The following is a 26,062-nucleotide window of genomic DNA, read 5'->3' on the forward strand; positions in this document are numbered from 1 at the left end:
GTCAGACCCCTGGGGTGAAGCTGCTCGACCAGATCTGCATCTGGTAGGTGATGTGGTCCCAGACGCCGGTGACGAGGAGGACGCCGACCGCGACGAGCATCGCGCCGCCGGCGCGCATCACCCACACGTAGTGGCGTTTGACCCACGCGAACGCGCCGAGCGTACGACGGAAAGCTATGGCGGCCACGATGAACGGCACACCGAGGCCCGCGCAGTAGAACGCCATCAGCAGCGCCCCGCGGCCCGCGCTGGCGTCGTTGAAGGCCAGCGCGTTGACGGCGCCGAGGGTGGGGCCGACGCAGGGCGCCCAGCCGAGGCCGAAGAGCAGACCGAGCACCGGCGCCCCGGCCAGGCCCAGCGCGGGCCGGTAGTGGAAGCGGAATTCGCGCTGGGTCAGGCCGCCGACGATGCCCATGAAGGCCAGGCCGAGGACGATGGTGAGGCCGCCGAAGATCTTGGAGAGGATCTGCCGGTGCACGAGCAGTTCCGCGCCGAAGTTGCCGAACAGGGCGCCGCCGGAGACGAACAGGGCGCTGAAGCCGAGCACGAACAGCGACGAGCCCAGCAGCATCCGGCCCCGCTTGGCCTCGGCGAGGTCGGTGCCGGTGACGCCGGTCACGTACGACAGATAGCCGGGGACCAGCGGCAGGACGCAGGGCGAGAAGAAGGAGATCAGCCCGGCGAACATGGCGATCGGGATGGCGGCCAGCAGCGCCCCGGTGAGCACCGTCTGGTTGGGGTCGGTCGCGGCGCTCAGGGTGACGACCGCGGCGGCGGCGCTTGCCTGCACGTCACTTCTCCGCGATGAGCGGGTCGATGATCCGGTGCAGGTCCTCGACGCTGAGCGGCTTCAGCGCGCGGACGGCGAGCTTGCCCTGCCGGTCGATGACGAGGGTGGCGGGCAGGCTCTGCGGGTTGAGGCTGCCCTTGGGGAAGCGCAGGATCAGCGAGCCGTAGGGGTCGTACAGGCTGGGGTACGGGATCTCGAAGCGCTTGTCGAAGCGTTCGGCGTTGGAGACGTCCAGGTCCCGGGTGTTGATGCCGAGGAACTGCACGCCCTTGTCCTTGTCGGCGTTGGCGACCTCGGCGAGGTTCGGCGCCTCCGCGCGGCAGGGCGCGCACCACGAGCCCCAGATGTTGACGACGACGACCTTGCCCTTGTACGCGGCCAGGCTGTCCGTGCCGCCGGTGACCGTCTTGCCCGAGATGTCGGGGGCGGGTTTGCGGTCGGCGGCCTTGAGGACGTTGATCTCGCCGGTGCCGCCCATGAAGTTGGTGTTGTCGGTCCCCGAGGTCGAGGTCGACGAGCAGGCGGCCGTCGTCATCGCGAGCGCGGCGGCCCCGACGAGTGCCGCGGCACTGCGGGGAAAGCGGCGTCGGAGGGCGCGCGTAGGACTCATGTGAAAAGTTTCGCATGGGCCTTCGCGCGATCTTCCACGCCCCCGACGCCAACCCCAAAAACGGCAATTGCCCCAAGTAAGGATCAGGTAGTCGCGGTTCCGGCGCCGACCGGCGCCTTGCCCGAGCTGCTGGTCCCGCCGCTGCTCACGGCGGGGGCGGCGAGGAATTCCCGCCAGCCGCCGGCGGGCGACTGCCCGACCTCCAGCGTCCTGAGCTTGTCCAGGACGGCCGGGTCCTGCGCGTCCAGCCAGTCCACGTACTGCCGGAAGGACACCATGCGGATGTCGCCGTTGTTCGCCTTGTCGCGGGCCGCGGCGACGTGCTTGAACGCTTCTTCAACGGCGTCCATGTAGATCCCGCCGTTCCACTGCTCGAAGTGGTTGCCGATGTAGAACGGCGCGCGGTTGGTCGAGTACGCCCGCTCGAAGCCCGCGATGTACGAGGCGGTGGCCTGCCGGCGCCAGCCCGGGTAGTTGGCCGGGTCGGACTTGGTGGCCGCGTGCGACTGGTTGGCGAGCATGTTGTAGTCCATGGACAGCACCTCGAAGGAGTGTCCGGGGAACGGGATGAGCTGGAGCGGCAGGTCCCACAGGCCGCCGCGCTTGGAGGGCCACACCTGGTTGCCGCCCGGCGAGCTGGCGTCGTACCGCCAGCCGAGCGCCTTCGCGGTCGGCAGCAGATTGTCCTGGCCGAGCAGGCACGGGGTCCGGCCGCCGACCAGCTCCTTCTCGTAGTCGAAGGGCAGCGGGTCCTGGTCGTGCCAGCCCGTGCTGGTCTTCCAGCTCTTCACGAACGACTTGGCCTGGTCGATCTCGCTCTTCCAGTCGGTCGACGTCCAGCGGCCGACGGTGCCGCTGCCGCCGCAGAAGTGACCGTTGAAGTGCGTGCCGATCTCGTGGCCGTCCAGCCACGCCTGCCGGATGTTGTCCAGCGTCATCCGGACGTGCTGGTCGGTGAGGTAGCCGATGTCCGAGGCGCCCTGCCGGTTGTTCGGCGGCGCGTACTGGAGCTTCTTGCCCTCCGGCAGCAGGTAGAGCCCGGACAGGAAGAAGGTCATGGACGCGCCGTGGTTCTCGGCGAGCTTGCGGAAGCGGGGGAAGAGGCCGTTGCCGACCTCGCCCGCGCCGTCCCAGGAGAAGATCACGAACTGCGGCGGCGCCTGGCCGGGCTCCAGCCGCTCGGGCCTGGGCTGGTTGGGCTGCGTCCCGGTGTACGCCGTCGATCCGTCGCCGATGAGGGTCACGGTCTTCTTCGGGGCCTGGCGGCCGCTCGCCCCCGACTTCTCGCCGGTCTTGCTCGCCACCGGCGTCGCTCCGCCGCCGCTCACCCCCTTCCCCGTGCCGCAGCCGGCGACGCCGAGCCCGGCCGCCGCCGCCCCAGCGCTAGTGGTCAACAGGGTCCTGCGGCTCATGGCGCACATCGTGGAACGGTCCCGTCTCTCGGCTTCTCCGGCCTGACGGCCGAGTGGGCAGAAAAGTGGTCACCCACCATGACGTTCACAAGTTCCTCGCGGTTACGCGGCATGCGGCAAAACTTGCCGAGGTTCCCTCGGGTGGCTCCGGTTCTTCACTCGCCCAGTGGACGGGTCCGCCCCGGCCGGGGCGGGGGGGCGGACCCGTCCTAGAGAAGCCGGGCGGGGACCAGGTCCCGCGCGGGCTCGCTGTAGCCGACGGAGACGATGCGGTCGCCGTCGTAGGTGAAGGAGGTCAGGGACGCCAGCGTGCACTGACGGCGGCGCGGGTCGTGCCACAGGCGGCGCCGCTCGGCGTAGCTGCGGGCGATCCAGATGGGGAGCTGGTGGGAGACGCAGACGGCCTCGTGCCCACGGGCGGCGTCGCGGGCGGCGGCCAGCGCGGCCGTCATCCGGACGACCTGGTCGACGTACGGCTCGCCCCAGCTCGGCCGGAAGGGATTGGCGAGGTACTTCCAGTTCGCGGGCTTGCGCAGCGCCCCGTCGCCGACGCCGAAGGTCTTCCCCGCGAAGACGTTCGCCGCCTCGATCAGCCGCTCGTCGGTGCCGACCTCCAGCTCGTGGGCGGCGGCGATGGGCGCGGCGGTCTCCTGGGCGCGCTCCAGCGGGGAGGCCACGACGTAGGTGATGTCGCGCGAGGCCAGGTGCTCGGCGACCCGGTCGGCCATCTTGCGGCCCAGCTCGGACAGGTGGAAGCCGGGGGCGCGCCCGTACAGGATGCCGTCGGGGTTGTGCACCTCGCCGTGCCGCAGCACGTGGACAACGGTCATCTCGCTCATGCGTGGGCCTCCGCGGCGGCGCGTGCGGCGGCGGGCAGCGCGGCGGCGATCCGCTCCACGGCCCGCTCGTCGTGGGTGGTCGACACGAACCAGGACTCGAAGGCGGAGGGCGGCAGATAGACGCCCTGCGCCAGCATCGAGTGGAAGAAGCCGGTGAAGCGGAATGCCTCCTGCTTCTTCGCGTCCTCGAAGTCACGGACCTCGTCGTCCGTGAAGAAGACGGAGAACATGTTGCCCGCGGTCTGCACGCGGTGCGCGACCCCCTCCTTGCTCAGCGCGGCACTGACCAGCTCCCGGATCTCGACCGACACCGCGTCGACGCGCGCGTACGCGGCCTCGTCGAGCAGCCTGAGCTGCGCGAGGCCCGCGGCGGTCGCGACCGGGTTCCCGGAGAGCGTGCCCGCCTGGTAGACGGGGCCCGCGGGCGCGAGGCGGCTCATCACGTCGGCCCGGCCGCCGAAGGCCGCGGCGGGGAAGCCGCCGCCCATGACCTTGCCGAAGGTCATCAGGTCGGGGCGCACCCCGTCGAGCCCGTACCAGCCGGAGCGGCTGACGCGGAAGCCGGTCATCACCTCGTCGGAGATGTAGAGCGCGCCGTCGTCGGCGCAGAGCTGCTTGAGTCCGGCGTTGAAGCCGGGCAGCGGCGGGACGACGCCCATGTTGCCGGGCGACGCCTCGGTGATCACGCAGGCGATCTCGCCGGGGTGCGCGGCGAAGGCGGCGCGTACGGCGTCCAGGTCGTTGTACGGCAGCACGATGGTGTCCCCGGCCTGCGCGCCGGTCACCCCGGGGGTGTCGGGCAGGCCGAAGGTGGCCACGCCCGATCCCGCGGCGGCCAGCAGCGCGTCCACATGGCCGTGGTAGCAGCCCGCGAATTTGACGATCTTCGCCCGGCCGGTGAAGCCGCGCGCGAGCCGGATCGCCGACATCGTGGCCTCGGTGCCGGACGACACCAGCCGTACCTGCTCCAGCGGTTCGACCCGCGCGACCATCTCCTCGCCGAGCGCGACCTCGCCCTCACCGGGTGTGCCGAAGGACGTACCGCGCGTGACCGCTGCCTGGACGGCGGCGATCACCTCGGGGTGCGCGTGGCCGAGAATCATCGGTCCCCACGAGCAGACGAGGTCGACGTACTCGCGGCCGTCGGCGTCGGTGAGATAGGGGCCCGTGCCGGACACCATGAACCGGGGCGTGCCGCCCACGGCGCGGAAGGCCCGCACCGGGGAGTTCACACCGCCTGGTGTCACGGCCGCCGCGCGGTCGAAGAGTTCCTGGGACACTGGTGCTTCGTACGGATAGCTCACACGCACATGCTCTCAAATGCCTGGCGTTGCGCGGCAACGTCTCAACCCTGCATCTGAGACGATGATCGGGTTGCGTGGTTGGGTCTGCGGATGGTCGGGTAGTGGAATGCAGCAGCGCGGTGGCGGACCGGGTGAAGGACCGGGCGAGCACGAGCCCGAACGCGCCCGTCCCACCGGCAGGCGACGCCGTCCCGCGAACCCCGCCGACCGTGTACCGGAAAACCGTTCAACCGCGAGCGAGGGCAGGAGCAGGGGTGGCCGAGTGGGGGTGACCTACAAGTATTTCGGTGCGCCCGACGGCGCCACCGCCGCACGCGTCCCGATCTCCATGCGCCCCGAGGAACTCGGCGGCGACGAACTCGGCCACGGCATGTACACCAAGGTCAAGCCGGAGACGATGGCCGCGATGGTCCTCACCGGCATCGAGGGCATACCCCCCGCCAAGGTCCCGCCGCTCGAACTGGTGGTGCTGCACCCGGACTACGCGGTGGTACGGCTGCCGCACTCGGTCGTCGAGCCGCTGCGCACCGCCAACGAGGAATCGCTGGGCGCCGCCGCCTTCATATGGTCCACCGTGCCGGACCGACGCGGTCCGAGAGACGCGTTCGTGATCTACCAGATGCTCCATGAATGGCAGGATTTCGCCCGCCGCTGCGAGGAGTCCGGTCACCAGCTCTACTGTCTCGTCTGGCCCTGACCGGCCGCCCCTTCCTCTCGCGTCTTCCTCGTTCTTCCCCGCCTTCGCGGACCTACGCCGCACACTCGCGCCCGACTCCGCGCCACCGCGCGCCTTCTCCGGGCCGCCCGGATTGCGCGTTTCCGGCCAACTGGTCACTGGCGGATCACCGCAACGGCTTGCATGCGCCAAATACCCCCCGCAATACGGGATATCGCACCCTCAAGCGCTCAATTTCCCGCGCGCGCCGCCGACTCCTCGTACAGCTCGATGTCGGCCAGGCCCGAGCCGGGCGTCACCAGACAGCTCACGAGAACCTCGTGCTTCTGCGCGGGCTCGGCGCACTGCCAGGTGCCCGCGGGGACGAGCATCTGGAGATGGGTGACGGGATAGTCATGTCCCGGTCCCAGCAAGGTCGTTGAAGCCTCCGCCGAGCCGTTCTCCACCGGGGCCCCGCCGGTGCCGCCCTGGCGCAGCCGGAGCTGGCCGCCGCGCCGCCACAGCCACAGCTCGTCCGAGCTCACCCGGTGCCAGGACGACCGCTCCCCCGGGCTGAGCAGGTAGTGGATCAGTACGGCGGTCGGCCGGACACCGTCGAGACCCGGCACGGGCACCTCGACCGGTGAGGTGTAGACCCGGCCGTACCAGCCGCCTCCGGGATGGGGCTCAAGGCTCAGTTCATGCGCGGTACGCGGACGTAGACCCATATGACACCTCCTGCGCCACTACGGCTGCGCCCGCGGAGGCGGACGCCGTACCGTCGCGGCGACCGTACCCCGCGGGGGCGGCGGCACCGTAATCAGGCCGTCTTCAGCGTCTTGATCACGCCGTGTTCGGTCACGCTGTCTCGGGTCACGCTGTCTCGGGTCACGCCGTCTCGGGTCACGCCGCCTTCGGTCACGCCGTCTTGAGGCGGAGGATCAGGGTGATCACCGACAGCACCGCGAGGAAGGCGGGGAAGGCGGCGACCTGTGCCGGGTCGTGGACCTTGAGGTGGGTGCCGGTGGCGCCGATCAGCAGCAGGACGGCGCCGGCCGCGGCGGCGACGCCGAGCGGGGCCCAGGCCAGACCGATCAACAGGCCACCGCAGGCGGCGATTTCGAGCAGGCCGATGGCGCGGGAGAGGGACAGGGACAGGCCCAGGTGCTCCGCGGTCTCGGCGGCCTTCGGGTGGTTGATCACCTTGAAGGTGCCGAGCGCGGCGAAGACCAGCGCCAGGACGAGGGACAGCACGACGGTGACGGCGAACATCGGGGCTCCGGGGTGAGGGGAAGGCTTACGGGGACGCGTACGGCCGTCAGATCCAGCTCGACAGCCGGCCGAGCTGGGGGATGATGTGCGCTTCCTCGAGGTCCAGGTGGGCCGCGAGGTGGTCGGCGAGCGCCTGCACGGCGTCCTGCGCCGTGGCCCAGTCGGCGTCGGGCAGCGCGCCGACCGACGTGATCATCGCGTCGAGCAGCGAGCCGAGCGCCAGGTGGTCCGCGGTGAGCCTGTCGACCACCGGGCGCAGCTCGGGGGCGATGCGCAGCACGGCGGGGAAGATCCGGAAGTCCTCGATGGAGTGGTGCGCGTGCACCGTCTGGCAGTACATGTCGCAGAACGACTTGAGCTGCCAGGCTGCCTGACGCAGCGTCAAGTCGTCCATGCGGGCGTGGACTTCGCCGAGCGCGGCCGGGTCCTTCGCGGCGAGCAGCCGCAGGGCCTGGCCGAGCGAGTCCAGGTCGCGGCGCAGGGCGGCGTGCGCGCCGAGCAGCGTACTGACCATGGCGCGGCCCGCGGGCGTGGTGGCCGTACCGCCGCCGCCGCCCGTACCCGGGGTCTGGGGCGTGCTCATCGGTTCGCGCCTTCCTTGCTCACCGCTTCGCGGACCGCCGGGACGACCTCGGCGTGGAAGGTCTCGATCTGCCGGGCGTGGTCGGCCATCGGGGTCAGGACGAAGGCGCTGACGCCGCCGTCGAGGACCAGTTCGGTGAGCCGTTCCGTCCACGCGGCGCTGCCCTCGTTGAAGGGCGCGCCGCCGTTTCCGTCGATCCGGCCGATGATGTTGTAGAGCCGCCGGACGTCGGACGGGGCGCGGCCCGCGGCCGAAGCGGCCTCGTCCATGCGGTGGTTGAGCGCGATGACCGCGGCCGGGTCGAGGTAGGGGAAGCTCGGCAGCCAGCCGTCGCCGAGGCGCGCGGTGACCTCCAGCATCCGGGGCCGGTACGCGCCGAGCCAGATGCCGATCGGGTGCGCGGGCGCGGGTCCGGGGACGACGCCCTCCAGCCGGTAGTGCTCGCCCTCGTACGCGGCGGGGGCGTCCCCGGCCGCCCACACCCGGCGGATGACCGCGACGGCCTCCTCCAGGGCGTCGATGGCGACCTTGGGCGAGCGGCGCGGGCCGCCCATGCCGCCTCCGCCGTGGTCGGCCGCGGCTCCGGCGCCGAGGCCGAGTTCCACCCGGCCGCCGCTGATCAGGTCGAGCGAGGCGGCGGCCTTGGCGAGCATGGCCGGGGGGCGCAGCGGGAGATTCGCCACGTCGGGGAAGAGCCGGATGCGCTCGGTGCGGGCGGCGAGCACGGACAGCAGCGTCCACGCCTCCAGGGCGGCGCCCATGTAGGGGTGGTCCATGAGGCCGAGTAATTCGAAGCCGCGGCGGTCGGCGAGTTCGGCGAGCCGGATCAGCTCGTCGATCCGGGCGGCCTCCGGGTTCAGCGCGATGCCGAATTCCAGCGGATGGACGCGCTCGGCGGTCGTCGGGGCGGGTGCGGTCACGGGCTCGGACATGAGTGGTCTCTCCGGGGGTTCGGCGTGAAGTCGTTGTCATTAAAGCCGTCGGCCGCGGGCCCCCGCTGTACCGTTGGCGTGACGGTAATTGACGCTGGGCGTCAGGAAAACTGACGGTGCCACGGGGCGGGGGGACTGCGGCGTGCTGGACGTACGGAAACTGCTGCTGCTGCGCGAGGTGGAGGCCCGGGGCTCGATCGCCGGGGCCGCGCAGGCGCTCAACTACACGCGGTCGGCGGTCTCCCAGCACCTGTCGGCGCTCGAAGCGGAGACCGGGGTGCCGCTGCTCGACCGGACGAACGGCAAGGCGACGCTGACCGCCGTCGGCCGGTTGCTGGTCAGGCACGGCGAGGACATCCTGTCCCAACTGGAGACCGCTGAATCGGAGTTGCTGGAATTCAGCGGACAGGTCTACGGCGACCTGCGGGTCGGGATGCCCTTCCACGAGGGCCCGGCGCTGCTCGTGCCGGTGCTGGCCGGGCTGCGGCGCGACCATCCCAACCTCCGGATCACCCTGCACGACGTCCGCAGGAGCGAGGCCCGGCAGGCCGTGCGGCTCAATCAGCTCGATCTGGTCGTCGCCTCCCGCTACGACCAGATCCCCGAGCCGGACGTGCCGGGGCTGACCGAGGAGCCGGTCGCGGGCGACCGCATCCGGCTCGCGGTGCCGCCGGGCCACCCGCTCGCGGAACAGGGCGGGGCCGGGAAGCCTCTGCCGCTGGCCGACTTCGCCCGTGACCCCTGGATCTACGACGAGGGCTCGGCGCTCGGCCGGCTGACCCTGCACGCCTGCCACGGCGCCGGGTTCGCCCCGGACGCCGTGGCCGAGACCGACGACATGCAGGCCGTCCTCGGCCTGGTCTCCCACGGCTGGGGCGTCGCCCTCGTCCCCGACCTGGTCCCCGACCGCCCCGGCTTCCCCGTCGTCCGCGTCACCCCCGCCGCCCTCACCCTCACCCGCCACGTCACCCTCGTGGCCCGCACCGGCACGATCGCCTGCCCCTCGATCTCCGCCGTGCTCACTGCCGTGAGGTCCCTGGTCAACACCCGCCCCCCGGCCCCCGCAGCCCCCACCCCCCACTGACCGCCGCACCGGCCGACGAGACCGCGCCCGGCACCTCGACGCCCCCCGCAGGCCGCACGTGCCCGGCCCGGTCAGCCGTCCGCCCCGAGTCCGGACAGGCCAGGACAGGCATCGAGGCCGGCGCCTCAGCGCACCCGCGCGGGCGGCGCGGCCCGCAGGGGTCGCTGAGGCCGGTCGCGGGGCGCGCGCGGCGCGGGGGCCGATTGGGCTGCGGGTCGGACGGCGCACGACCGCCCGGAGGGCTATTTGCGGCCGGTCACCAGGGCGACCGGGCCGTCGAGGGGTTGGGCGGAGCAGGAGGTGAAGCCGGTTTCCTCCAGCCAGCGGACGCAGTCGGCGCCGGTGTAGTCGAAGCCGCCGGGGCTTTCGAGGAGCATGTGGAGGCTGGTGAGGAGGCCGAAGGCGTTGACGCGGCGGTCGTCGTCGATCATCGACTCGTAGACGACGACGGAGCCGCCGTCCGGCAGGGCCTCGTACGCCTTCTTCAGGAGCATCCGCTTGGTGTCGAGGTCCCAGTCGTGCAGGACGCGGCCGAAGACGACGACGTCGGCGGTGGGCAGGGCGTCGGTGAGGAAGCTGCCGGGCTCGAACCGGAGCCGGTCGCCGAGCCCGGCGCGCCGTACCGTCTCGTGGAAGGTGGGCGCGACGGCCGGGAGGTCGAAACCGGTGCCGCGCAGGTGCGGGTGCGCGGTCAGTACGGTGTTGAGCAGGATGCCCTCGGAGCAGCCGATGTCGACGACGGTCGTGACGTCCGCCCAGGCGAAGGCGGCGGCCAGCGCCTGCGAGGCGGCGAGCGAACCGCCGGTCATCGCCTTCTGGAAGCGGCTGGTCAACTCCGGGTCGGCGTACAGGACATCGAAGGGATTGCCGTCCGCTCCCCCGACGTTGTTCTGCGGCTCACCGGTCCGCAGCGCCTCGGTCAAGTGCCCCCAGGACTGGTACCACTGCTCCTGCGCCATCTCCAACAGGCCCCCGATGTACGTGTCCTGGGCGCGGTCGAGGAAGGCCGCCGTGTCGGGCGTGTTCGCGTACACCCCGTCCGTCCGCTCCAGCAGGCCGAGCGCGACCTGGCTGTCGAAGAAGTCGCGGGCGCCGCGCGGGTGCAGACCGAGGCGGGCGGCGAGCGCGGACGCGTCGGCCGGGCCGTGGGCGGCGAGGTCCGAGTACACCCCCAGCTCCACGGCGGTCAGCAGCACCTTGGACTGCCAGAATCCGAGGCCGAGTTGGACCAGTCGGTCCTGGGGGTTGCCGACGGGCGGGCGGGACGCAGTGCTCACGGCGTGTCCTTCCTGGGGTGGGGTACGGGGCGCGGGCGGATGGGTCACAGGGGCCACAGGGGTCACAGCACGACGGCGGGGAAGGGCGGTGACGGCAGCGGCACCCGGCGCCTGAGGGCCGTGGCAGCCGTAACGGCGGTGGCGCGAGCCCCCGCGCGCGGATAGCTCCCGAGGAAGCTGGCCCGCGCCCCGACGTCGGAGAGCGCGGCGACGGCGTGGCGGACCCGCTGGTCGTCGATGTGGCCCTCGACGTCCACGAAGAAGCGGTAGTCGCCCAGGCGCAGCCCGGTCGGCCACGCCTGGACCCACGCGAGGCTGACGCGTCCCGCCGTGAAGACGGACAGGATTCCGGGCAGCGCGGCCGGTGTGCCGTCGCCTGCCGACACCAGCAGGGACGTACGGTCCCGGCCGGTGCGGGCGGGCGGCGCCCCGGCGCGGCGGACCATGACGAAGCGGGTCACGGCGTTCTCGCGCTCGCCGATGTCGGTGGCGAGCACGCGCAGCCCGTACCGCTCGGCGACGGCGGGCGCCGCGACGGCCGCGTCGCGCGGGTCGCCGGACCCGGCCAGGTCGCGGGCGGCGCCCGCCGTCGAACCGGCCGCCTCCGTCACGGCGTTCGGGAGCCTCAGGCCGAGCCAGCGCCCGCACTGGGCGAGCGCGTGCGGGTGGCTGCGGACCCGCTCGACGCCGTCGAGAGTGGCGCCGGGCAGGCCCAACAGCGCGAAGCTGACGCGCAGTTCGGTCTCGCCGACGATGTGCAGGTCGTCGGTGGCGGCGAAGCCGTCGAGGGTGGCGGGGACCACGCCCTTCAGGGAGTTCTCCACCGGCACCATCGCGGCGGCGCAGTGGCCGCGCCGTACGGCCTCCAGGGCGTCGGCGACGGTCGGATACGGCTCGCACACCGGCCCCGGTCCCGGCCCCGGCACCCGCGTGCCGAGCGCGGAGCGCAGCGCCGCCTCCGTGAAGGTGCCCTCGGGCCCCAGATAGGCGTACCTCATGAGGGCCGCTCCCTCAGCTCTCGATGAGGCGGTGGAAGAGGACGGTGTCGAAGATGTCCTCCATGGCGGTGGCCCGGCCGTCGCGCATCGTCCAGGAGTGGACGAACTGGAGGGTCTCGGTGTGCCCGGTCAGCGAGGTGACCTGCCGGATGCCGAAGACCACGATCCGGTCGCCGGACTCGATGAACTCCAGCGGCTCCAGGCGCATTCCGCCCAGCACGGTGGGGACGTGGGCGAGGAACTCCTTCACGCCCGCGTGCCCCCTCTTCGTACCGCCGAGCCCGTAGGTGTCCATCCCGTCCGGGTGCACCCAGTCGACGTCCGGGTGCAGGATCGCGAGCAGCCCTTCGACGTCGCGTTCCGCGAAGGCGCGGTAAGCGGCCCGGACCGCCTCGGAGTTGCTACGCCCGGACACCGGCGCCCACCTCCCCGGCGCTGTGCTCGCGCAGGTGCCCGGGGTACATCGCGGCCAGGGTGCGCCGGATGCCGTCGCGCCAGCCGACCTCGCAGGGGCCGGTCAGCTCGCGGCGCAGCGCCGGGTCGAACTGGTAGGTCTCGCGGGTGACTTCGGACGGTACGAGCGTGGCGGTGACCCCGGTCAGCTCCTCCAGGTACCGCACGCAGTCGGTGATGCCGACCGCTTCGTCGCCGCCCCAGTTGACGAGCGTGGTGGGGACGGCGGCGGCCTCCCACAGGCGCGGGACCTGGCGGACGAGGTCGTCGGTGTAGAGGAGCGAGCACCAGTTCTGGCCCTCGACGGGCACGGGGATCGGCTCGCCGGCCAGCATCCGCTTGAAGTAGAGCATCGGGACGCCGCCGTAACCGCCGGGCCCGTAGGCGATGTTGAGCCGCGCGATGGTGGTCGGCAGGCCGAGCACCTGGCCGAAGGCGCGCACGGTGCCCTCGGCGGCGATCTTCCCGACCGGGTACGCGGGCAGCCAGTCGGCCTTGCCGTCCACGGGGTCGGTCTCGGTGTAGCGGTGGTCGAGGGTCTGGCGGGCGTAGAGCGCGCCGGTAGACACGTACAGGAAGGCGTCGGCGCTGCGGCAGTGGGTCATCAGCCGCCCGGCGGCGATGGAGTTGACGGCGACGGCCGCGTTGAAGTCGCCGTCCTCGCCGCGCCGGACGGCGGAGTGGACGACGTGGGTGAAGTCGTCGGGGAGGCCCTTGAGGGTGTCGGGGCCGAGGTCGTCCATGTCCCAGCGGAAGGTGGTGATGCCGCTCGCGGTGAGTTCGGCGGCGACGCCGGGGGTCCCGAAGCGGCCGAGACACCAGACGTCGTTGTCGGCGGCGAGCGCTTCGGCGACGGGCCTGGCGACCTGCCCCGTGCCGCCGGTGACCAGGATCTTCTTGCCCTTCACGCTGTCACGTCCCCGGTGTCGGTGTCGGTGTCGGTGTCGGTGTCGGTTTCCGCGTCCGCGTATGCGTCTGCGTCTGCGTCCGCGCCGGCGTCGCCCATGGCGCGGTCCAACTCCCTGCGCAGGATGGCCTGGAAGGCGGCGACGTGCTGCGGGCCCATCAGCGTGTAGTGCTCACCCGGTACGTCGATGTAGTCGTTGGGCCCGGTGGTGTAGTCGTCCCAGCGGCGCAGTTCGTTCTCCAGCCAGTCCTGCTTGGTGCCGCGCAGCGGGACGGCGTAGAAGACCTTCATCGAGCGGACGGTGCCGCTCGGCTGGTAACCGCGGCCCAGGTCCGTGAGGCCGTCGGCGAGTTCGGCCCAGGCGGCGAACTTCTCCGCCGTCAGGTCGAGTTCGGCGAGCCGGTCGGCGGGGGCGATGTCGATGAAGTGCTGGAGCTGCCGTTCGCGGGGCAGCCCGCGCAGGGTGCCGGGGATCTCCAGCGACTGCTTCTTGTTGATCAGGGCCAGGAAGAAGGCGAGGTTGGCGGCGGTCTCGACGAAGTCCAGTTCCTCCATGCGGTACTTGATGTGCGGCGGGAGGTTGAAGCTGCCGACGAAGTCGACGCGTTCGCCCTGCGCCTCAAGGACCTTGGCGATCTCGAAGGCCACCGCGCCGCCGTAGGAGTAGCCCGCGACCGCGTACGGCCCGTGCGGCTGCTTGGCGCGGATCGCGTCCACGTAGGCGGCGACCATCTCCGCGAAGGTGGCGAAGGGCTTCTCGCCGCGGTTGAAGCCGCGGGCGCGCAGCGCGTAGAAGGGCCGGTCGGCCACGAAGTACTTGGCGAGGTTGACGAAGACGAGGACTTCGCCGACGCCGGGGTGCACGCAGAACAGCGGGGTCTTGCCGCCGCTGAGCTGCATGGGCACGATCGGGTCGTACGGCCGCTCGCCGGTCGTGGTGTCCCCGGCGGCGAGGTCGGCGGTGATCCTGGCGGCCAGGTCGCGGACGGTGGGGGCGGTCAGCACGGTGATGATCTGGAGGTCGGCGACGCCGAGGCGCCGAGCGACACTGAGCCGCAGCCGCAGGATGTCCAGCGAGGTGCCGCCGAGGTCGAAGAAGCTGGCGGTGGCGCTGATCCGGTCGGCGGTGGTGTCGAACATCTCGGCGTAGATCGCGGCCAGTTGCCACTCGGTCTCGCCCTCGGGCGCGGTGTAGCCGCCGAGTTGACGCGAGGTCAGTTCCTGTACGGCCGCGGTGGCGGCGGCGAAGTCGCCGTTCTCCAGGCGCTTGCGCAGCAGGGAGCGCTGGATCTTGCCGAGGCTGGTCTTGGGGAAGGCGCTCTCGGGCAGCGGCAGCAGCAGCGCGGGGCGGAAGCCCCAGTGCATGACGACGGTGGAGCGGACGGCGGTGAGCAGCCGGAAGAGTCCGGCTTCGTCGGCCGCGGGGATCTCGGGGTGGAAGGCGACGACGAGCTGTTCGGTGTCGGCGCCGGGCACGCGGGTGGGGAAGGCGGCGACGAACGAGCGGGCGACGCCGTCCAGTTGCTCCAGGGCGGTCTCGATGTCGTGGCTGTAGTAGTTGACGCCGTTGACGATGACGCTGTCCTTGCTGCGGCCCACCAGGGTGAGCCGTCCGCCGTCGATCCGGCCGAGGTCGCCGCTGCGGAACCAGCCGTCGGCGGTGAACGCGTCGGCGGTGGCCTGGCCGTTGTTGTAGTAGCCGCCGGTGATCATCGGCCCGCGGAGCTGGAGTTCACCGACCTGCCCCTCCGCCAGCGGCCGGTGGGTCTCCTCGTCCGCCACCCGGATGGCCAGGCCCTCCACGGGCAGCCCTAGGTTGGCGAACTCCTGCCCGGCGTCCAGCTCGGGGAAGCCGGTGGAGTAGACGCTGCCCGCGCACGTCTCGGTCATCCCGAAGGCGGGCCACAGCGCGAAGGACGACAGGCCGTACGGGGCCAGTTCGTCGAGGAAGGTACGGCCGGTGGCGCACACGATGGCCTCGCCGCCGCTGATGATGTGGCGCAGGCGGGACAGGTCGAGCGGTTCGCCGCCGCTCGCGCCCTCGGTGACCGAGGACGCCCCGCTCACGGCCGCGTTGACCAGGCCCAGCAGGAAGTTGGGCGTGAAGGTCATGGTGACCCGGTGGCGGGAGAGCAGCCGCAGGAAGTCCAGCGGCTCCTTGAGCACCACCTGCGGCTCGACGTGGAGTTGGAGCGCCCCCGCGTACAGCGGCAGCAGGTGGCACTCCAGCAGCGCCGCGACATGGTCGAAGGACACCCAGTTCAGCGAGGTGTCGGCGGGGGTGAGGCGGTGGAAGCCGTTCTTGCCCGCCATCGACGCCAGCAGATTGGCGTGGGTGAGCATCACGGCCTTGGAGTTGCCGGTCGAGCCCGAGGTCAGCACCAGCAGCGCCAGCTCACCGGGCTCCGCGTCGTACAGCTCCGCGGCGGGCTCGTGCCCGCGCAGCCCTTCCAGCGGTACGGCCGACAGGCCCGGCACGCGCGGGAGTTCGGCGGCCAGCGCCTCGTCGGCGATCAGCAGCGGCTTGTCGAGCAACTGGTCGACGTGCGCCAGTTGGGCCGCCCAGCGCTCCGGGTCGCCGCGCAGCGGCACCAGCGGGCAGGGCACGAGGCCGCCCAGCAGGCAGGCCCAGAAGACGGTGAGGAATTCGTGCGGGCGCTCCACCAGCAGCGCGACCTTGTCGCCCGCGCGCAGTCCGTGTGCGCGCAGTCCGGTGAGCGACCGGCGGGCGTCGTCCACTAATTGCGGGTAGGTCTGGAGCCGGGTGGATTCACCGGCCATTCCGTGACAGTAGCGGATGCCCGAGTCCTGGTGCTTTTCCGCGGCGCGCAGCAGCAGGTGCGCGATATTGCGGACGTTCTCGTCGGCGGCGGGATTTTCCGAAGCCTCGCGTAATCGCGGCGCATTGGACATGACTGTGCCGGGTCCTTTCGTCGCACTGTCCGGTTCACCAAGGGAATCCGTGTCAGCAAGCAAGCCTCTGAGCAGCACAGTTGACCGGCGAAGGCATGGCGCCGACACCGTAGCGATGTAGCACAGGGGTAACGAAGGAGGTACCTCAGGCAAACTGCCGGAAACACTCGACATTGAGAGAACCGGCCAGCGCGGATTATTTCCGGAAACGCTGGGTGAGGTCGATGGTTGAACTTTAGGAGGTCGCTCACCGCGCATTCAAGGCGGCCAGGGCGACATGGCTCAAAGCAGCCTGACGCGACTGCCGCGCAGCATGAATTCCGCAGTTGGCGGCGCTCCACGTGAGATGAGCCACAACGCGGCGGCGCTGGCCGAAAACACGTGACGTACCCGCCCGACCGCACAGCGCCACCCGCCGACCCCCCGCAGCCCCGATCCGACCCGCCGACCCACCCCGATCCGACCCGCCGCGATCCGACTCTGCCCGGCGCGTACCGCCGCCGACCCGCGCCGCCCGGTACCGGACAACCGGCCGCTTATGCTGCTGCTGCCCAGGGAAAACACCCAGCAGGGCTCTGGCCACAGCAGAGCCCGGGGCCCCGGAGCAGAACCGAGCAGGCACCGTCCGTGGAAGGCAGCACCACATGAGCCCCCGTACCGCAGTGGTCACCGGCGCGAGCAGCGGCATCGGAGCCGCCACCGCGCGCAAGCTCGCCGAGGCGGGCTTCCATGTCGTGCTCACCGCGCGCCGCGCGGACCGGCTGGAAGCACTGGCCAAGGAGCTGACGGAGCAGGGGAGTTCGGCGTCCGTGTACGGGCTGGACGTCACCGACCGGGCGGCCGTGGACGCGTTCGCGGCGGGTCTGGACCAGTACCCGCCGGTGCACGTCCTGGTGAACAACGCGGGCGGCGCCGTCGGCACCGAGCCGGTGGCCACCGCGGACCCGGCCGACTGGCGGGCGATGTTCGAGGTCAACGTGCTGGGCGTGCTCAACGTGACGCAGGCGCTGCTGCCCGCGCTGACCGCCTCCGGCGACGGCACCGTCGTCGTGCTGTCCTCGACCGCGGGCCTGGCCACGTACGAGGGCGGCGGCGGTTACGTGGCCGCCAAGCACGGCGCGCACGTGATCGCCGAGACGCTGCGCCTGGAGCTGAACGGCAAGCCGGTGCGCGTCATCGAGATCGCGCCCGGCATGGTGCGTACCGACGAGTTCGCCCTGACCCGCTTCCGCGGTGACGCCGACCGCGCCGCCGCCGTCTACGCGGGCGTCGCCGAGCCCCTGACCGCCGACGACGTGGCCGACACCGTCTCCTGGGCGGTGACCCGGCCCGCGCACGTGAACGTCGACCTCCTGGTGCTGCGCCCGCGCGCGCAGGCCAGCAACTACAAGGTGCACCGCGAGGAGCCGCAGTGATATCCGAGCCGGAGCTGACGGGCGGCGGACCCCACGAGCACGGCGAGCCGGACTACGGGGTGCTCGGCACGCCCGACGCCGCCGATACGGCCGACGGTCCCGGCGCCTCGGGCCGCACGGCCGACCTCGTCGTGGACTTCGAGGGCGGCCCGCCCCCGCCTCCGGCCGCCGCCTCCCGCGTACGACCGCCGTGGGTGTGGGTGCTCGGCGCGGCCGTCGTCACCTCCGCGCTGTGGGCGGGCGGCCTGTTCGTGTACGACCGGGGCCACAGCGACCTGCCGGACCTGCACGGTTACCACATCGCCGACAGCCCCTGCGAGGGCCCGACCCTCCAGCCGCTGACCGCCGCCGTCCGGGCCAACAGCCCGGGGAAGCTCTCGGTGGAGACGCCCGAGACGTCGTCGCCCGCGATGCAGCACCTCGGCCCCGCCCTCGACCAGGTCGCCTGCGACTTCTCCACCCAGGCGCCGTACGCGCGGGGCGCCACGATGTCCTACATCGTCGCCGTCGCCGTCGACCTGCACAAAAAGACCGATCCCCGCGTCGAGTTCGAGGACCAGGTGCGGATGATGACCGGCAGCCTCCAGGCCGCGAGCGAGGTCTCGTCGGTGCCGGGACTCGGCGACCAGGCGTACTTCCTCACGCGCAGCGACGAGGGCCAGGAGCTGAAGATCCTGCACGGCGGCGCGGTCATCTCGCTCACCCTCAACGCCTACAGCGACGTCAACGTCTCCGAGGACACCATCAACGGCCTCGACGGGGGCGGCTATCCGCTCTCCCCCGACCTCGTCCAGTACCAGCCCGCGCTGATCGAGACGGCGCGGAACATCATGGGCGTGCTCCGGAAGTAGCCGCGGGCCGCGTGTCGCCCTCATGACGTTCCCTGCGGGCACGGCGTACGCGGCGCGCGAGCCGTACCGCCCGCGCCGTCACCGGCTGCCCGATCAGGACACCGGCCAGGACGAGCGCCAGGCCGCCCCACTGCTGCCCGCCCAGCGTCTCGGCCGCGACCAGCGTCCCGAGCAGGACGCCGGTGACCGGGTTGAGCAGGCCGATCAGCCCGACCCCGGCCGCCGTGAGGTGCCGCAGCCCGGTGAACCAGGCGGCGAAGGCGACGGCCGTACCGACCGTGGTGACGTAGCCGAAGCCCAGCAGCGCGCGGCCGTCCAGGGCGGGCGGCACGCCCTCAACCGCGGCGGCGACCGGCAGCAGGACGAGCGCGCCCGCGACGAGCTGCCAGGCCGTGGAGGACAGGACGTCCACGGCGCCGCCCCAGCGCTTGGCCAGGATGTAGCCGATCGAGGACATGGTCATGGCGGCGACGGACGCGAGCAGGCCGAGCGGGTCGATGCCGTCCGAGCCGTCGAGCACCATCAGGCACACGCCCGCGATGCCGACGCAGGCGCCGAGCAGCGGCAGCGCGCGCGGGCGCTCGGACAGCAGCGGCCAGGCGAGCAGCGTCATCACGACGGGCGAGGTGGCCATGACGGTGGACGCGACGCTGGTCGGCAGGAGCTGCGCGGCGACGTACACGAGCGCGAAGAACGCGCCCATGTTGAGCGTGCCGAGCACCAGCGACTTCCACCACCACGCGCCGCGCGGCGCCCGCCTGCGGACCGCCAGCAGGAGCAGCCCGGCGGGCAGGGCGCGCAGCACCGCGCCGTACAGCGGGTAGTCGGCGGGCAGCGCCTCGCGGGTGACGTAGTACGTCGTGCCCCACGCGACCGGGGCGACGGCGGTGACGAGGGACCACCGCACATTAGCTTCCATGGAAGCTAATGTAGCTTCCTCGGAAGGTATTGTGGAGGGCATGAGCGCACGCAGATCGCTGGACTCGTCCGAACCGCTCGATCACGTCGCCCGGATCCAGCGGGAGTGGGCCCGCGAACGGCCCGACGTGGACGTACGGCCGCAGGGCGTCATCGGCCGGCTGCACCGGCTCGCGGGCCGCCTCACCGAGGAGCTGTGCGTCGTCTACCGCGAACACGGCCTCGGCGAGGGCGACTTCGACGTCCTGGCCGCGCTGCGCCGCGCGGGCGCCCCCTTCGAGCGGGCGCCCTCGGAGCTGGCCGAGCACACCATGGTCACGACCGGCGCGATGACCAAACGGATCGACCGCCTGGAGCGCGCGGGTCTGGCGACCCGGCGCCCCAGCGAACTCGACGGCCGCGGCCGGGTGGTCGCGCTCACCGCGCACGGCCGCGAGGTCATCGACCGCGCCTTCACGGCCCACATGGCCAATGAGCGCCGCCTGCTGGGCGCCCTGACCGGCGACGAGGCCGCGCAGCTCGAAGCCCTGCTGACGAAGTGGCTGGCCCGGGTCGAACCGCGCGGCGAGTGACCCGGCCGGTCCGTGGCGGACTCAGTCCTCCGGGTCGAGGTCGACGCGCATCGTGAGCAGGTTGGTCCCGAACGCCCGGACCGCCGCGCTGTTGAACTTCGGCAGCCGCTTCAACCGCTCACGCGGGTCGTCGTCGTCCACGAGGGTGGCCGTACCGGCGTGCCACTTGCCCTTGATCTGTACGCGTACGCGCGGGTCCGCCTCGATGTTCCGCACGTACTGCGACTGCCGGCCGAATTCGCTGACCCACCAGAAGGTGGTCCCCTCCAGCGCACCCCCCACCGGCGTCCGCCGCGGCTTCCCGCTGACCCGCCCGGTCGTCTCCACCACCGCCGCCCCCGGCGTGAACGCCGCCGTCCGCCGCGCCACCGGATTCACCACCCACCGCTGCCCCCAGACCACCAGCCCACGACCCGCCACACCCACCACTCCCTCATCCACCCGCACCAACCCAACACCCCCACTTCTACCCCCCACCCACCTTCGGCGGGCACCCCCGGCCGGGGCGGGATCGCACAGCGCGGGCACGGGCCCCCCGCCCAACGACCCACCGCCGACCCCTCGGCAACCACCCGCCTCCGGCGAACACCCCCGGCCGGGGCGGGATCGCACAGCGCGGGCACGGGCCCCGCGCCCGACGAGCCACCGCCGACCCCTCGGCAACCCCCCGCCTCCGGCGAACACCCCCGGCCGGGGCGGGATCGCACAGCGCGGGCACGGGCCCCCCGCCCAACGACCCACCGCCGACCCCTCGGCAACCCGCCGCCTTCGGCGGACGCCCCACACGCGGCAGCGGGTTCGCACCCGCCCGGCGCGGGCCCGCCCAGCGGAAGGCCGCCGACCCCTCGGCAACCCCCCGCCTTCGGCGGACGCACCCGGCCGGGGCGGGATCGCACAGGGCGGGCACGGGCCCCGCGCCCGACGAGCCACCGCCGACCCTTCGGCAACCCGCCGCCTTCGGCGAACACCCCCGGCCGGGGCGGGATCGCACAGGGCGGGCACGGGCCCCCGCCCGAAGAGCCACCGCCGACCCCTCGGCAACCCCCCGCCTTCGGCGGACGCGCCCGGCCGGGGCGGGGTTGCACAGGGTGGACACGGAACCGTCGCCGGATGGCGGGATGGTGCTGATGTGGTGTGGGTTGACGTGAGCATGTTTGGCGGAGCCAAATCATTGGGGATGATTCCCGCGGCGTTCTTCGCGCGTAGATCCTTACGACAGCAGGGCCGTTGACGCTGGAGCCGCTTGATGCCACACCCTGTGCAGCCAGAGATCAGAGCGTTACCCCGTCCCCCACCCACCCCCACACCCCCCACCCTCACCCCCCACCGTCACCGCCATCGCGGTCTACCGCTCAGAGCCATCTTGACATGCCCACCTCAGCGCACCCCGGCGCAACTCGTTGCTGAAGTGATCGCTGAAGCGATCGTCCCGCCGATGGAGGTTCCGTGAACCGCACCAAGTCCCTCTCCATGCTGGCCACGTTGGCCATGGGCGCCGCCCTGGCCCTCGTGGGCGTCAGCCCGGCCCACGCCGCAGGCCCCGCCTATGTCGCCCTGGGCGACTCGTACTCGGCCGGAAACGGCGCGGGAAACTACGACAGCGCCAGCGGCGACTGTCACCGCAGCTTCAGCGCCTACCCGTACCTGTGGAAGAACGCGCACGCTCCGTCCTCCTTCGCCGACACCGCCTGTTCCGGCGCGGTGACCTCGGACGTGCTGAACAACCAGCTCGGCCCGCTCAACTCCTCCACCGGCCTGGTCACCATCACCATCGGCGGCAATGACGCGGGCTTCTCCGACGTCATGACCGCCTGCGTGACCGGCTCCGACAGCGACTGCGTCAACCGGGTGAACACGGCGGAGAACTTCGTCAGGAACACGCTGCCCGCCCGCCTCGACGCGGTCTACAACGCGATCCACGCCAAGGCCCCCTCGGCGCACGTCGTCGTCCTGGGCTACCCCGACATGTACACCCTCAACACCTTCTGCGTCGGCCTCAGCGCCACCAAGCACGCCAAGATCGACGAGGCCGCCGACGTGCTCGACACCACCACCGCGGCCCGCGCCGCCGCGCACGGCTTCTCCTTCGGCGACGTCCGCTCGACGTTCAAGGGCCACGAGCTGTGCTCGGGCGACGCCTACCTCCACTCGCTGGTCATCTCGCCGAGCTGGGAGTCGTACCACCCGACCGCGACCGGCCACTCCAGCGGCTACCTGCCGGTGCTCAACGCCAACGACTGACGCCCGCCCCGACCCGGCCGAAGGCCCCCCGCCCGCTCAACCCCCCACCGGGCAGGGGGCCTTCGCGTACGCACGTCGCGGCGGCGGCGGCCTCAGAATTCGACGTCCTTCGTCGCGACCGTCCCCGCCGTGCGGCCGGGGGCCGCCTGGAAGCTCCAGTAGAGATTGGTGTGGGCGATCACCTGGGCCGGGGGCGGCGCGCCCCACTCGGTCAGATCCTCCGTCGTGTGGGCGTCCCCGACCAGCGTCGTGTCGTATCCCCGCACGAACGCGCCGTGCAGCGTGGAGCGGACGCACGCGTCGGTCTGGCCGCCGACGACGATCAGGCGCCCGACGCCGAGACCGGCCAGGACCTCCTCCAGGTCGGTGTCCTCGAAGGAGTCGCCGTACACCTTGTCGATGTGCGGCTCGGCGTCGTCCGCGCCCAGTTCCGGCGCGATCCGCCACGGCTCGCTGCCCTTCGTCCGGTCCTCGCCGGAGTCCTGGACCCAGACCACCGGGGCCTGTCTCTCCCGCGCCCGCGCGACCAGCGCGGCGATGTTGGCGACCACCGCGTCCCGTTCATGGCAGCCGTCGAGCACGCCCACCTGCGAGTCCACCACGAGGAGTGCGGTGTGCGGCCGGTTCTTGAGAGTGGTCATGGTCTTTCCCCCTTGCTCACGCGCCGTTCTGCTCACGCCCTGCGTCGCACAGAGCGTCACGTCCTGCGTCACGTCCTGCGTCACGTCCTGCGTCCCGTCCGGCGTCCCGTCCGGCGTCACGCTCCGTGCCGGTCTCCGCCACCGTAACCCCCGCCACTGACAACGGGCCCGACGATCTCTTTGCCGTATCGAGCCGCGCATTCAGGTGATTCCGGTACGAAGGGCGATTTTCAGCCACCTAGTATCTGGTTCCGTGACAGACGGGAAGAGCCGGCGGCGACCGGCCGACCACACCAGCGGGACGGGCGGCAGCGCGACCGACGTGGTCGTCCTCGGGGCCGGTCCCGCCGGGCTCGTGCTCGGCAACATCCTTGTGGACCGGGGGATCGACTGCGTCGTGCTGGAACGGGCCGGTGCCGCGCGGGTGCGGACCCGTGCGCGCGCCGGATTCCTGGCGGCCAACACCGTACGGATTCTCGAACGGCACGGCCTCGCCGAGGGGTTGCGGCGGCGCGGGCAGCCCCACAGCACCTGCGAGTTCCGTACCGAGGACGGCCGGTTCCGGCTGGACTACGGCGCGCTCGGGCAGTGCGAACCGCACACCGTCTACCCCCAACAGGACCTGGTGAGCGACCTGTTGACCCGGTTCCAGGAACGCGGCGGGCAGATTCGTTTCGGCACCGAGGCCGTGGCCGTACGCGACGCCGACGGCGAGCGGCCCGAGGTCGTCGTGCGCGAGGCCGACGGACGGCCGGGCCTGTGGCGGGCGCGGTACGTGGCCGGTTGCGACGGGCGGCACGGCGCCGCCCGGCGTTCGCTGCCGCCCGGCGCCGTCCGCCACCACCGCGATCACGGCGTGACCTGGCTCGGTCTGCTCGCCGAGGCGCCGCCCAGCCTGGACGCGGTCGGATACGCGGTGCACGAGCGCGGGTTCGCCGGGCACATGGCCAGGACCAGCGAGGTCACCCGCTACTACCTCCAGTACGAGCGCGGCGCCCCGGCCGACGCCTGGCCGGCGGAGCGGATCTGGGACGAGCTGGAACTGCGCATGCGGGCACGGGAGTTCGGGCCGCTGCGGCGCGGCCGGTTCGTCCAGCGGTCCGTCGTCGACCTGGAGTCCGACGTGCTCGAACCCCTGCGCCACGGCGCGCTGTTCCTCGTCGGCGACGCCGCCGGTCTGATCAGCCCGTCCGCCGCGAAGGGCGCCAATCTGGCCGTACTCGAAGCGGCGGTCCTGGCCGACGCCCTGGCCGCCGCTCTCATGGCCGGGGACCCGCGCGGCCTCGACGCCTACTCGGCGCGCTGCCTGACGCACATCTGGCGGGCGCAGGAGTTCTCGCACTGGATGATCGGGCTGCTGCACGGCCCGACCGGCGCGGACGGCGAGTCGCTGTTCCACAACTCCCTGCGCCGCGACCGCCTCGCCTCATTGCGCACGTCGCGCAGCCAGCAGGACTGGTTCGCCGAGCATTACGTCGGCGTCTAGCCGTTCCGGGCCGCCGCCCCAACCACCCGCCCGCGCACCGCCGTTCACGCATGCCCGTACGTGCGGCCGTATCCCGCACCGCCGTATCCCGTACCGCCGCATCCCCGCACCCGTCTCGCGTACACCCGTCCGCGTACACCCGTACGCGGACGACCGAACCCCGGAACGAATGAGGGTCCCCCGCACATGATCACGGCACTGTCGGGCGAGACGTCCGACGCGTCCCGCCTGCGCGCGACGGTCGACTTCGTCAGGGAGCAGGACACCGCCACGCTGCTCCTGCTCCTGCTTCCCGGGCTCGACGGCCCGGAGTTGCGGGCGCTGGCGGAGCGCTGCGCCTTCTCGCACGCGGCGCTGCTCGTCTTCCCTTCCGGCCGGGCGGAGTTGGAGGCCACGCTCGCCGACTGCGGGCTGGTGGCGGACGCGCCGCCGACGCCGAGCGTCGTCGTACGCGAGCGGCTGGCCGTACGGCACAAGCGGCGCGCGGCGGAGCTGGACGTCGCGATTCTGCGGCCTGCGGTGGAGTGCCGGGACGGGGTACGGCGGACGGTCGAGGTGTTCGCGCTGACCGTGCCACCGGGCTCCGGCCTCGGCGAGGTCGCGGCGTACGAGCGGGCGCGGCAGCACGAGACGCATGTCGCCTTCGAGGTCGAGGCACCGGACCCGCTGGTGCTGCGCGGTCTGTGCGCGGCCTTCGGGCAGTACGGCGCGACGCCCGACGGCGGCGGCTACAACCCGCACGAGAACGGCACGGTGTTCTACTTCGCCGCGCCAGCCGAGGCCAAGGCCGGTTACGGGCGGGTGGAGTTGTACGTGCCGGGCGACCACCGCGACCTGCTCGACGCCCACATGGAGGCGCACCGGGCGCGGCAGCCCGCCGAAACCTTGCTGCGGCTGCTGACCGGGGCGTGGACGACGCAGGCGCTGGCCGCGTTCGCGCGGCTGGAGGTGGCGGACGCGATGGACGGGGAGCGGGGCGTCGGCCTGGCCGAACTGGCCCACACGGTCGGCGCGTTGGCACCCAACCTGGCCACCTTGCTGCGGTACCTCACCATGGTCGGCGTGGTGAGCGAGGACCGCGACGGCTTCCGGCTCACGGACACCGGCGGGCTGCTGCGGGCGGACGCCGAGGGGTCGATGCGGTCGCTGGCGCTGATGTACGGGGGGCCGTTCTACGCGTCCTTCGCCGGGCTCGACCACACCGTGCGCACCGGACAGGTCGCCTTCGAACGGCACTTCGGCGAGAACCACTTCGAGCACTTCGCCCGCGATCCCGAACTCGCCGGGCTGTTCGACCAGTCGATGGCCGCCGGCGCCCGGATGTTCGACCCGCTGCCCGACCACCCGGTCCTCTTCGCGGCGGCCGAAGGAGCCGAAGGAGCCACCGTGGTCGACATCGCGGGCGGCAACGGCGAACTGCTCGGCCGAATCCTTTCCGCACACCCCCGCCTGCGCGGTGTCCTGCTGGAGCGCCCGCACACCGTCGAGACCGCCCGCCGCCTGCTCGGCGCGGCCGGTCGCACCGAGCGGTGCGCCTTCCTCCCGGGCACCTTCGCCGACGTGCCCGCGGGCGGCGACGTCTACATTCTGTCCCGCGTCCTGCACGACTGGGACGACGACCGCTGCCGCGAGATCCTGCGGCACTGCGCCCGCGCGATGTCCCCGGCCGCCGAACTGCTCGTCGTGGAACGCGTCTTGCCCGACGACGGCTCGGCCTCCCTGGCCACCGCCTGGGACCTGCACATGATGTGCAACGTCGGCGGTCGCGAACGCCGCGCCGACCACTACGCCCGGCTGTTCGCCGACGCGGGCCTCACCCTTGTCGGCCGCTCGCCCCTCCCCCTGGACGGCACCGTCCTGCACGCCCGCAGGGCCTGAGCCGCGCCCCCGCACACGAAGCCGAAGCCGG

Annotated in this window: 25 protein-coding genes; 8 read left to right on the forward strand and 17 right to left on the reverse strand. The window is 72.2% G+C overall.

All coding sequences use genetic code 11. The features are described from left to right. Window position 1 precedes the first annotated feature (1 nt). From ACFZAM_RS34600 to hemL, 5 genes are all read right to left on the reverse strand, one after another. Window positions 2–790, reverse strand: coding sequence for a cytochrome c biogenesis protein CcdA (locus ACFZAM_RS34600; RefSeq protein ID WP_391051951.1), 789 nt, complete (start codon window positions 788–790; stop codon window positions 2–4). A gap of 1 nt (window position 791) precedes the next feature. Further along, complete coding sequence (locus ACFZAM_RS34605) at window positions 792–1,400, reverse strand: redoxin domain-containing protein (protein ID WP_391051954.1); 609 nt, start codon at window positions 1,398–1,400, stop codon at window positions 792–794. Window positions 1,401–1,483: 83 nt separating this feature from the next. Then, window positions 1,484–2,821 (reverse strand): hypothetical protein, encoded by a 1,338-nt coding sequence (locus tag ACFZAM_RS34610; protein ID WP_355340540.1) that lies wholly within the window; start codon window positions 2,819–2,821, stop codon window positions 1,484–1,486. 200 nt (window positions 2,822–3,021) lie between these two features. Next, window positions 3,022–3,651: a histidine phosphatase family protein gene (locus ACFZAM_RS34615; protein WP_391051957.1), complete on the reverse strand. Its 630-nt coding sequence runs from the start codon at window positions 3,649–3,651 to the stop codon at window positions 3,022–3,024. Further along, the gene (gene hemL, locus ACFZAM_RS34620) at window positions 3,648–4,955 is read right to left on the reverse strand and encodes a glutamate-1-semialdehyde 2,1-aminomutase (protein WP_391051960.1); all 1,308 of its coding nucleotides are present in this window, start codon (window positions 4,953–4,955) and stop codon (window positions 3,648–3,650) included. The genes ACFZAM_RS34615 and hemL overlap by 4 nt, the downstream gene beginning before the upstream one ends. A 106-nt stretch (window positions 4,956–5,061) precedes the next feature. Between hemL and ACFZAM_RS34625 the strand changes: the two genes are divergently transcribed. Continuing rightward, a complete protein-coding gene (locus ACFZAM_RS34625) occupies window positions 5,062–5,652 on the forward strand; it encodes a hypothetical protein (RefSeq protein WP_223186742.1) in 591 nt (196 codons plus the stop codon). A gap of 209 nt (window positions 5,653–5,861) precedes the next feature. Here ACFZAM_RS34625 and ACFZAM_RS34630 read toward each other — a convergent pair whose 3' ends face one another. The 4 genes from ACFZAM_RS34630 to ACFZAM_RS34645 all read right to left on the reverse strand — a co-directional run bounded on the left by ACFZAM_RS34630 (window position 5,862) and on the right by ACFZAM_RS34645 (window position 8,397). After that, window positions 5,862–6,338, reverse strand: a complete 477-nt coding sequence (locus ACFZAM_RS34630; protein ID WP_355340549.1) for a cupin domain-containing protein — start codon at window positions 6,336–6,338, stop codon at window positions 5,862–5,864. 190 nt (window positions 6,339–6,528) lie between these two features. Then, entirely contained in the window at window positions 6,529–6,882 is a 354-nt protein-coding gene (locus ACFZAM_RS34635; RefSeq protein WP_355340552.1) for a DoxX family protein, read from the reverse strand. 46 nt (window positions 6,883–6,928) lie between these two features. Then, window positions 6,929–7,465: a hemerythrin domain-containing protein gene (locus tag ACFZAM_RS34640; protein WP_391051965.1), complete on the reverse strand. Its 537-nt coding sequence runs from the start codon at window positions 7,463–7,465 to the stop codon at window positions 6,929–6,931. After that, window positions 7,462–8,397: an LLM class flavin-dependent oxidoreductase gene (locus ACFZAM_RS34645; RefSeq protein ID WP_355340558.1), complete on the reverse strand. Its 936-nt coding sequence runs from the start codon at window positions 8,395–8,397 to the stop codon at window positions 7,462–7,464. The genes ACFZAM_RS34640 and ACFZAM_RS34645 overlap by 4 nt, the downstream gene beginning before the upstream one ends. 142 nt (window positions 8,398–8,539) lie before the next feature. Here ACFZAM_RS34645 and ACFZAM_RS34650 point away from each other — a divergent pair, with 142 nt between their 5' ends. Next, complete coding sequence (locus ACFZAM_RS34650; RefSeq protein ID WP_391051969.1) at window positions 8,540–9,481, forward strand: LysR substrate-binding domain-containing protein; 942 nt, start codon at window positions 8,540–8,542, stop codon at window positions 9,479–9,481. 242 nt (window positions 9,482–9,723) lie between these two features. Here ACFZAM_RS34650 and ACFZAM_RS34655 read toward each other — a convergent pair whose 3' ends face one another. From ACFZAM_RS34655 to ACFZAM_RS34675, 5 genes are all read right to left on the reverse strand, one after another. Beyond that, on the reverse strand, window positions 9,724–10,758 hold the full coding sequence (locus ACFZAM_RS34655) for a methyltransferase (protein ID WP_355340564.1): 1,035 nt from the start codon (window positions 10,756–10,758) through the stop codon (window positions 9,724–9,726). A gap of 62 nt (window positions 10,759–10,820) precedes the next feature. Beyond that, complete coding sequence (gene pheA, locus ACFZAM_RS34660; protein ID WP_391051974.1) at window positions 10,821–11,756, reverse strand: prephenate dehydratase; 936 nt, start codon at window positions 11,754–11,756, stop codon at window positions 10,821–10,823. Window positions 11,757–11,769: 13 nt separating this feature from the next. Next, window positions 11,770–12,171 carry a nuclear transport factor 2 family protein gene (locus ACFZAM_RS34665; RefSeq protein ID WP_391051977.1) on the reverse strand — a complete coding sequence of 134 codons (402 nt, stop codon included), beginning with the start codon at window positions 12,169–12,171 and terminating at the stop codon, window positions 11,770–11,772. Further along, window positions 12,158–13,117, reverse strand: a complete 960-nt coding sequence (locus tag ACFZAM_RS34670; protein WP_355340572.1) for an NAD(P)-dependent oxidoreductase — start codon at window positions 13,115–13,117, stop codon at window positions 12,158–12,160. The genes ACFZAM_RS34665 and ACFZAM_RS34670 overlap by 14 nt, the downstream gene beginning before the upstream one ends. Continuing rightward, complete coding sequence (locus ACFZAM_RS34675) at window positions 13,114–16,029, reverse strand: alpha/beta fold hydrolase (RefSeq protein WP_391051982.1); 2,916 nt, start codon at window positions 16,027–16,029, stop codon at window positions 13,114–13,116. The genes ACFZAM_RS34670 and ACFZAM_RS34675 overlap by 4 nt, the downstream gene beginning before the upstream one ends. A 644-nt stretch (window positions 16,030–16,673) precedes the next feature. Here ACFZAM_RS34675 and ACFZAM_RS34680 point away from each other — a divergent pair. Both ACFZAM_RS34680 and ACFZAM_RS34685 read left to right on the forward strand, forming a co-directional pair. Continuing rightward, window positions 16,674–17,444, forward strand: coding sequence for an SDR family oxidoreductase (locus ACFZAM_RS34680; protein ID WP_355340578.1), 771 nt, complete (start codon window positions 16,674–16,676; stop codon window positions 17,442–17,444). Beyond that, a complete protein-coding gene (locus ACFZAM_RS34685) occupies window positions 17,441–18,295 on the forward strand; it encodes a hypothetical protein (protein ID WP_391051985.1) in 855 nt (284 codons plus the stop codon). Before ACFZAM_RS34680 ends, ACFZAM_RS34685 begins: the two co-directional genes overlap by 4 nt. Here the strand turns inward: ACFZAM_RS34685 and ACFZAM_RS34690 are convergent. Then, complete coding sequence (locus tag ACFZAM_RS34690) at window positions 18,273–19,214, reverse strand: EamA family transporter (RefSeq protein WP_391051987.1); 942 nt, start codon at window positions 19,212–19,214, stop codon at window positions 18,273–18,275. The two genes, ACFZAM_RS34685 and ACFZAM_RS34690, sit on opposite strands and share 23 nt — an antisense overlap. Before the next feature lie 40 nt (window positions 19,215–19,254). Here ACFZAM_RS34690 and ACFZAM_RS34695 point away from each other — a divergent pair, with 40 nt between their 5' ends. After that, complete coding sequence (locus ACFZAM_RS34695) at window positions 19,255–19,785, forward strand: MarR family transcriptional regulator (RefSeq protein WP_391051989.1); 531 nt, start codon at window positions 19,255–19,257, stop codon at window positions 19,783–19,785. A 21-nt stretch (window positions 19,786–19,806) separates the two neighbouring features. Here the strand turns inward: ACFZAM_RS34695 and ACFZAM_RS34700 are convergent, their stop codons facing one another. Further along, a complete protein-coding gene (locus ACFZAM_RS34700) occupies window positions 19,807–20,214 on the reverse strand; it encodes a nitroreductase/quinone reductase family protein (RefSeq protein ID WP_391052078.1) in 408 nt (135 codons plus the stop codon). A 1,041-nt stretch (window positions 20,215–21,255) separates the two neighbouring features. Between ACFZAM_RS34700 and ACFZAM_RS34705 the strand changes: the two genes are divergently transcribed. Continuing rightward, complete coding sequence (locus tag ACFZAM_RS34705; protein ID WP_391052081.1) at window positions 21,256–22,026, forward strand: GDSL-type esterase/lipase family protein; 771 nt, start codon at window positions 21,256–21,258, stop codon at window positions 22,024–22,026. Between the two features lie 92 nt (window positions 22,027–22,118). Here ACFZAM_RS34705 and ACFZAM_RS34710 read toward each other — a convergent pair whose 3' ends face one another. Further along, window positions 22,119–22,667: an isochorismatase family protein gene (locus tag ACFZAM_RS34710; RefSeq protein WP_391051992.1), complete on the reverse strand. Its 549-nt coding sequence runs from the start codon at window positions 22,665–22,667 to the stop codon at window positions 22,119–22,121. 322 nt (window positions 22,668–22,989) lie between these two features. Here ACFZAM_RS34710 and ACFZAM_RS34715 point away from each other — a divergent pair, with 322 nt between their 5' ends. After that, window positions 22,990–24,153, forward strand: a complete 1,164-nt coding sequence (locus ACFZAM_RS34715; RefSeq protein ID WP_391052084.1) for a 4-hydroxybenzoate 3-monooxygenase — start codon at window positions 22,990–22,992, stop codon at window positions 24,151–24,153. A 186-nt stretch (window positions 24,154–24,339) separates the two neighbouring features. Beyond that, the gene (locus ACFZAM_RS34720; RefSeq protein ID WP_391051995.1) at window positions 24,340–26,031 is read left to right on the forward strand and encodes a methyltransferase; all 1,692 of its coding nucleotides are present in this window, start codon (window positions 24,340–24,342) and stop codon (window positions 26,029–26,031) included. The last annotated feature ends 31 nt before the right edge of the window (window positions 26,032–26,062 follow it).

It is taken from the genome of Streptomyces sp. NPDC008079 (assembly GCF_042957385.1).
Classification (GTDB): domain Bacteria; phylum Actinomycetota; class Actinomycetes; order Streptomycetales; family Streptomycetaceae; genus Actinacidiphila.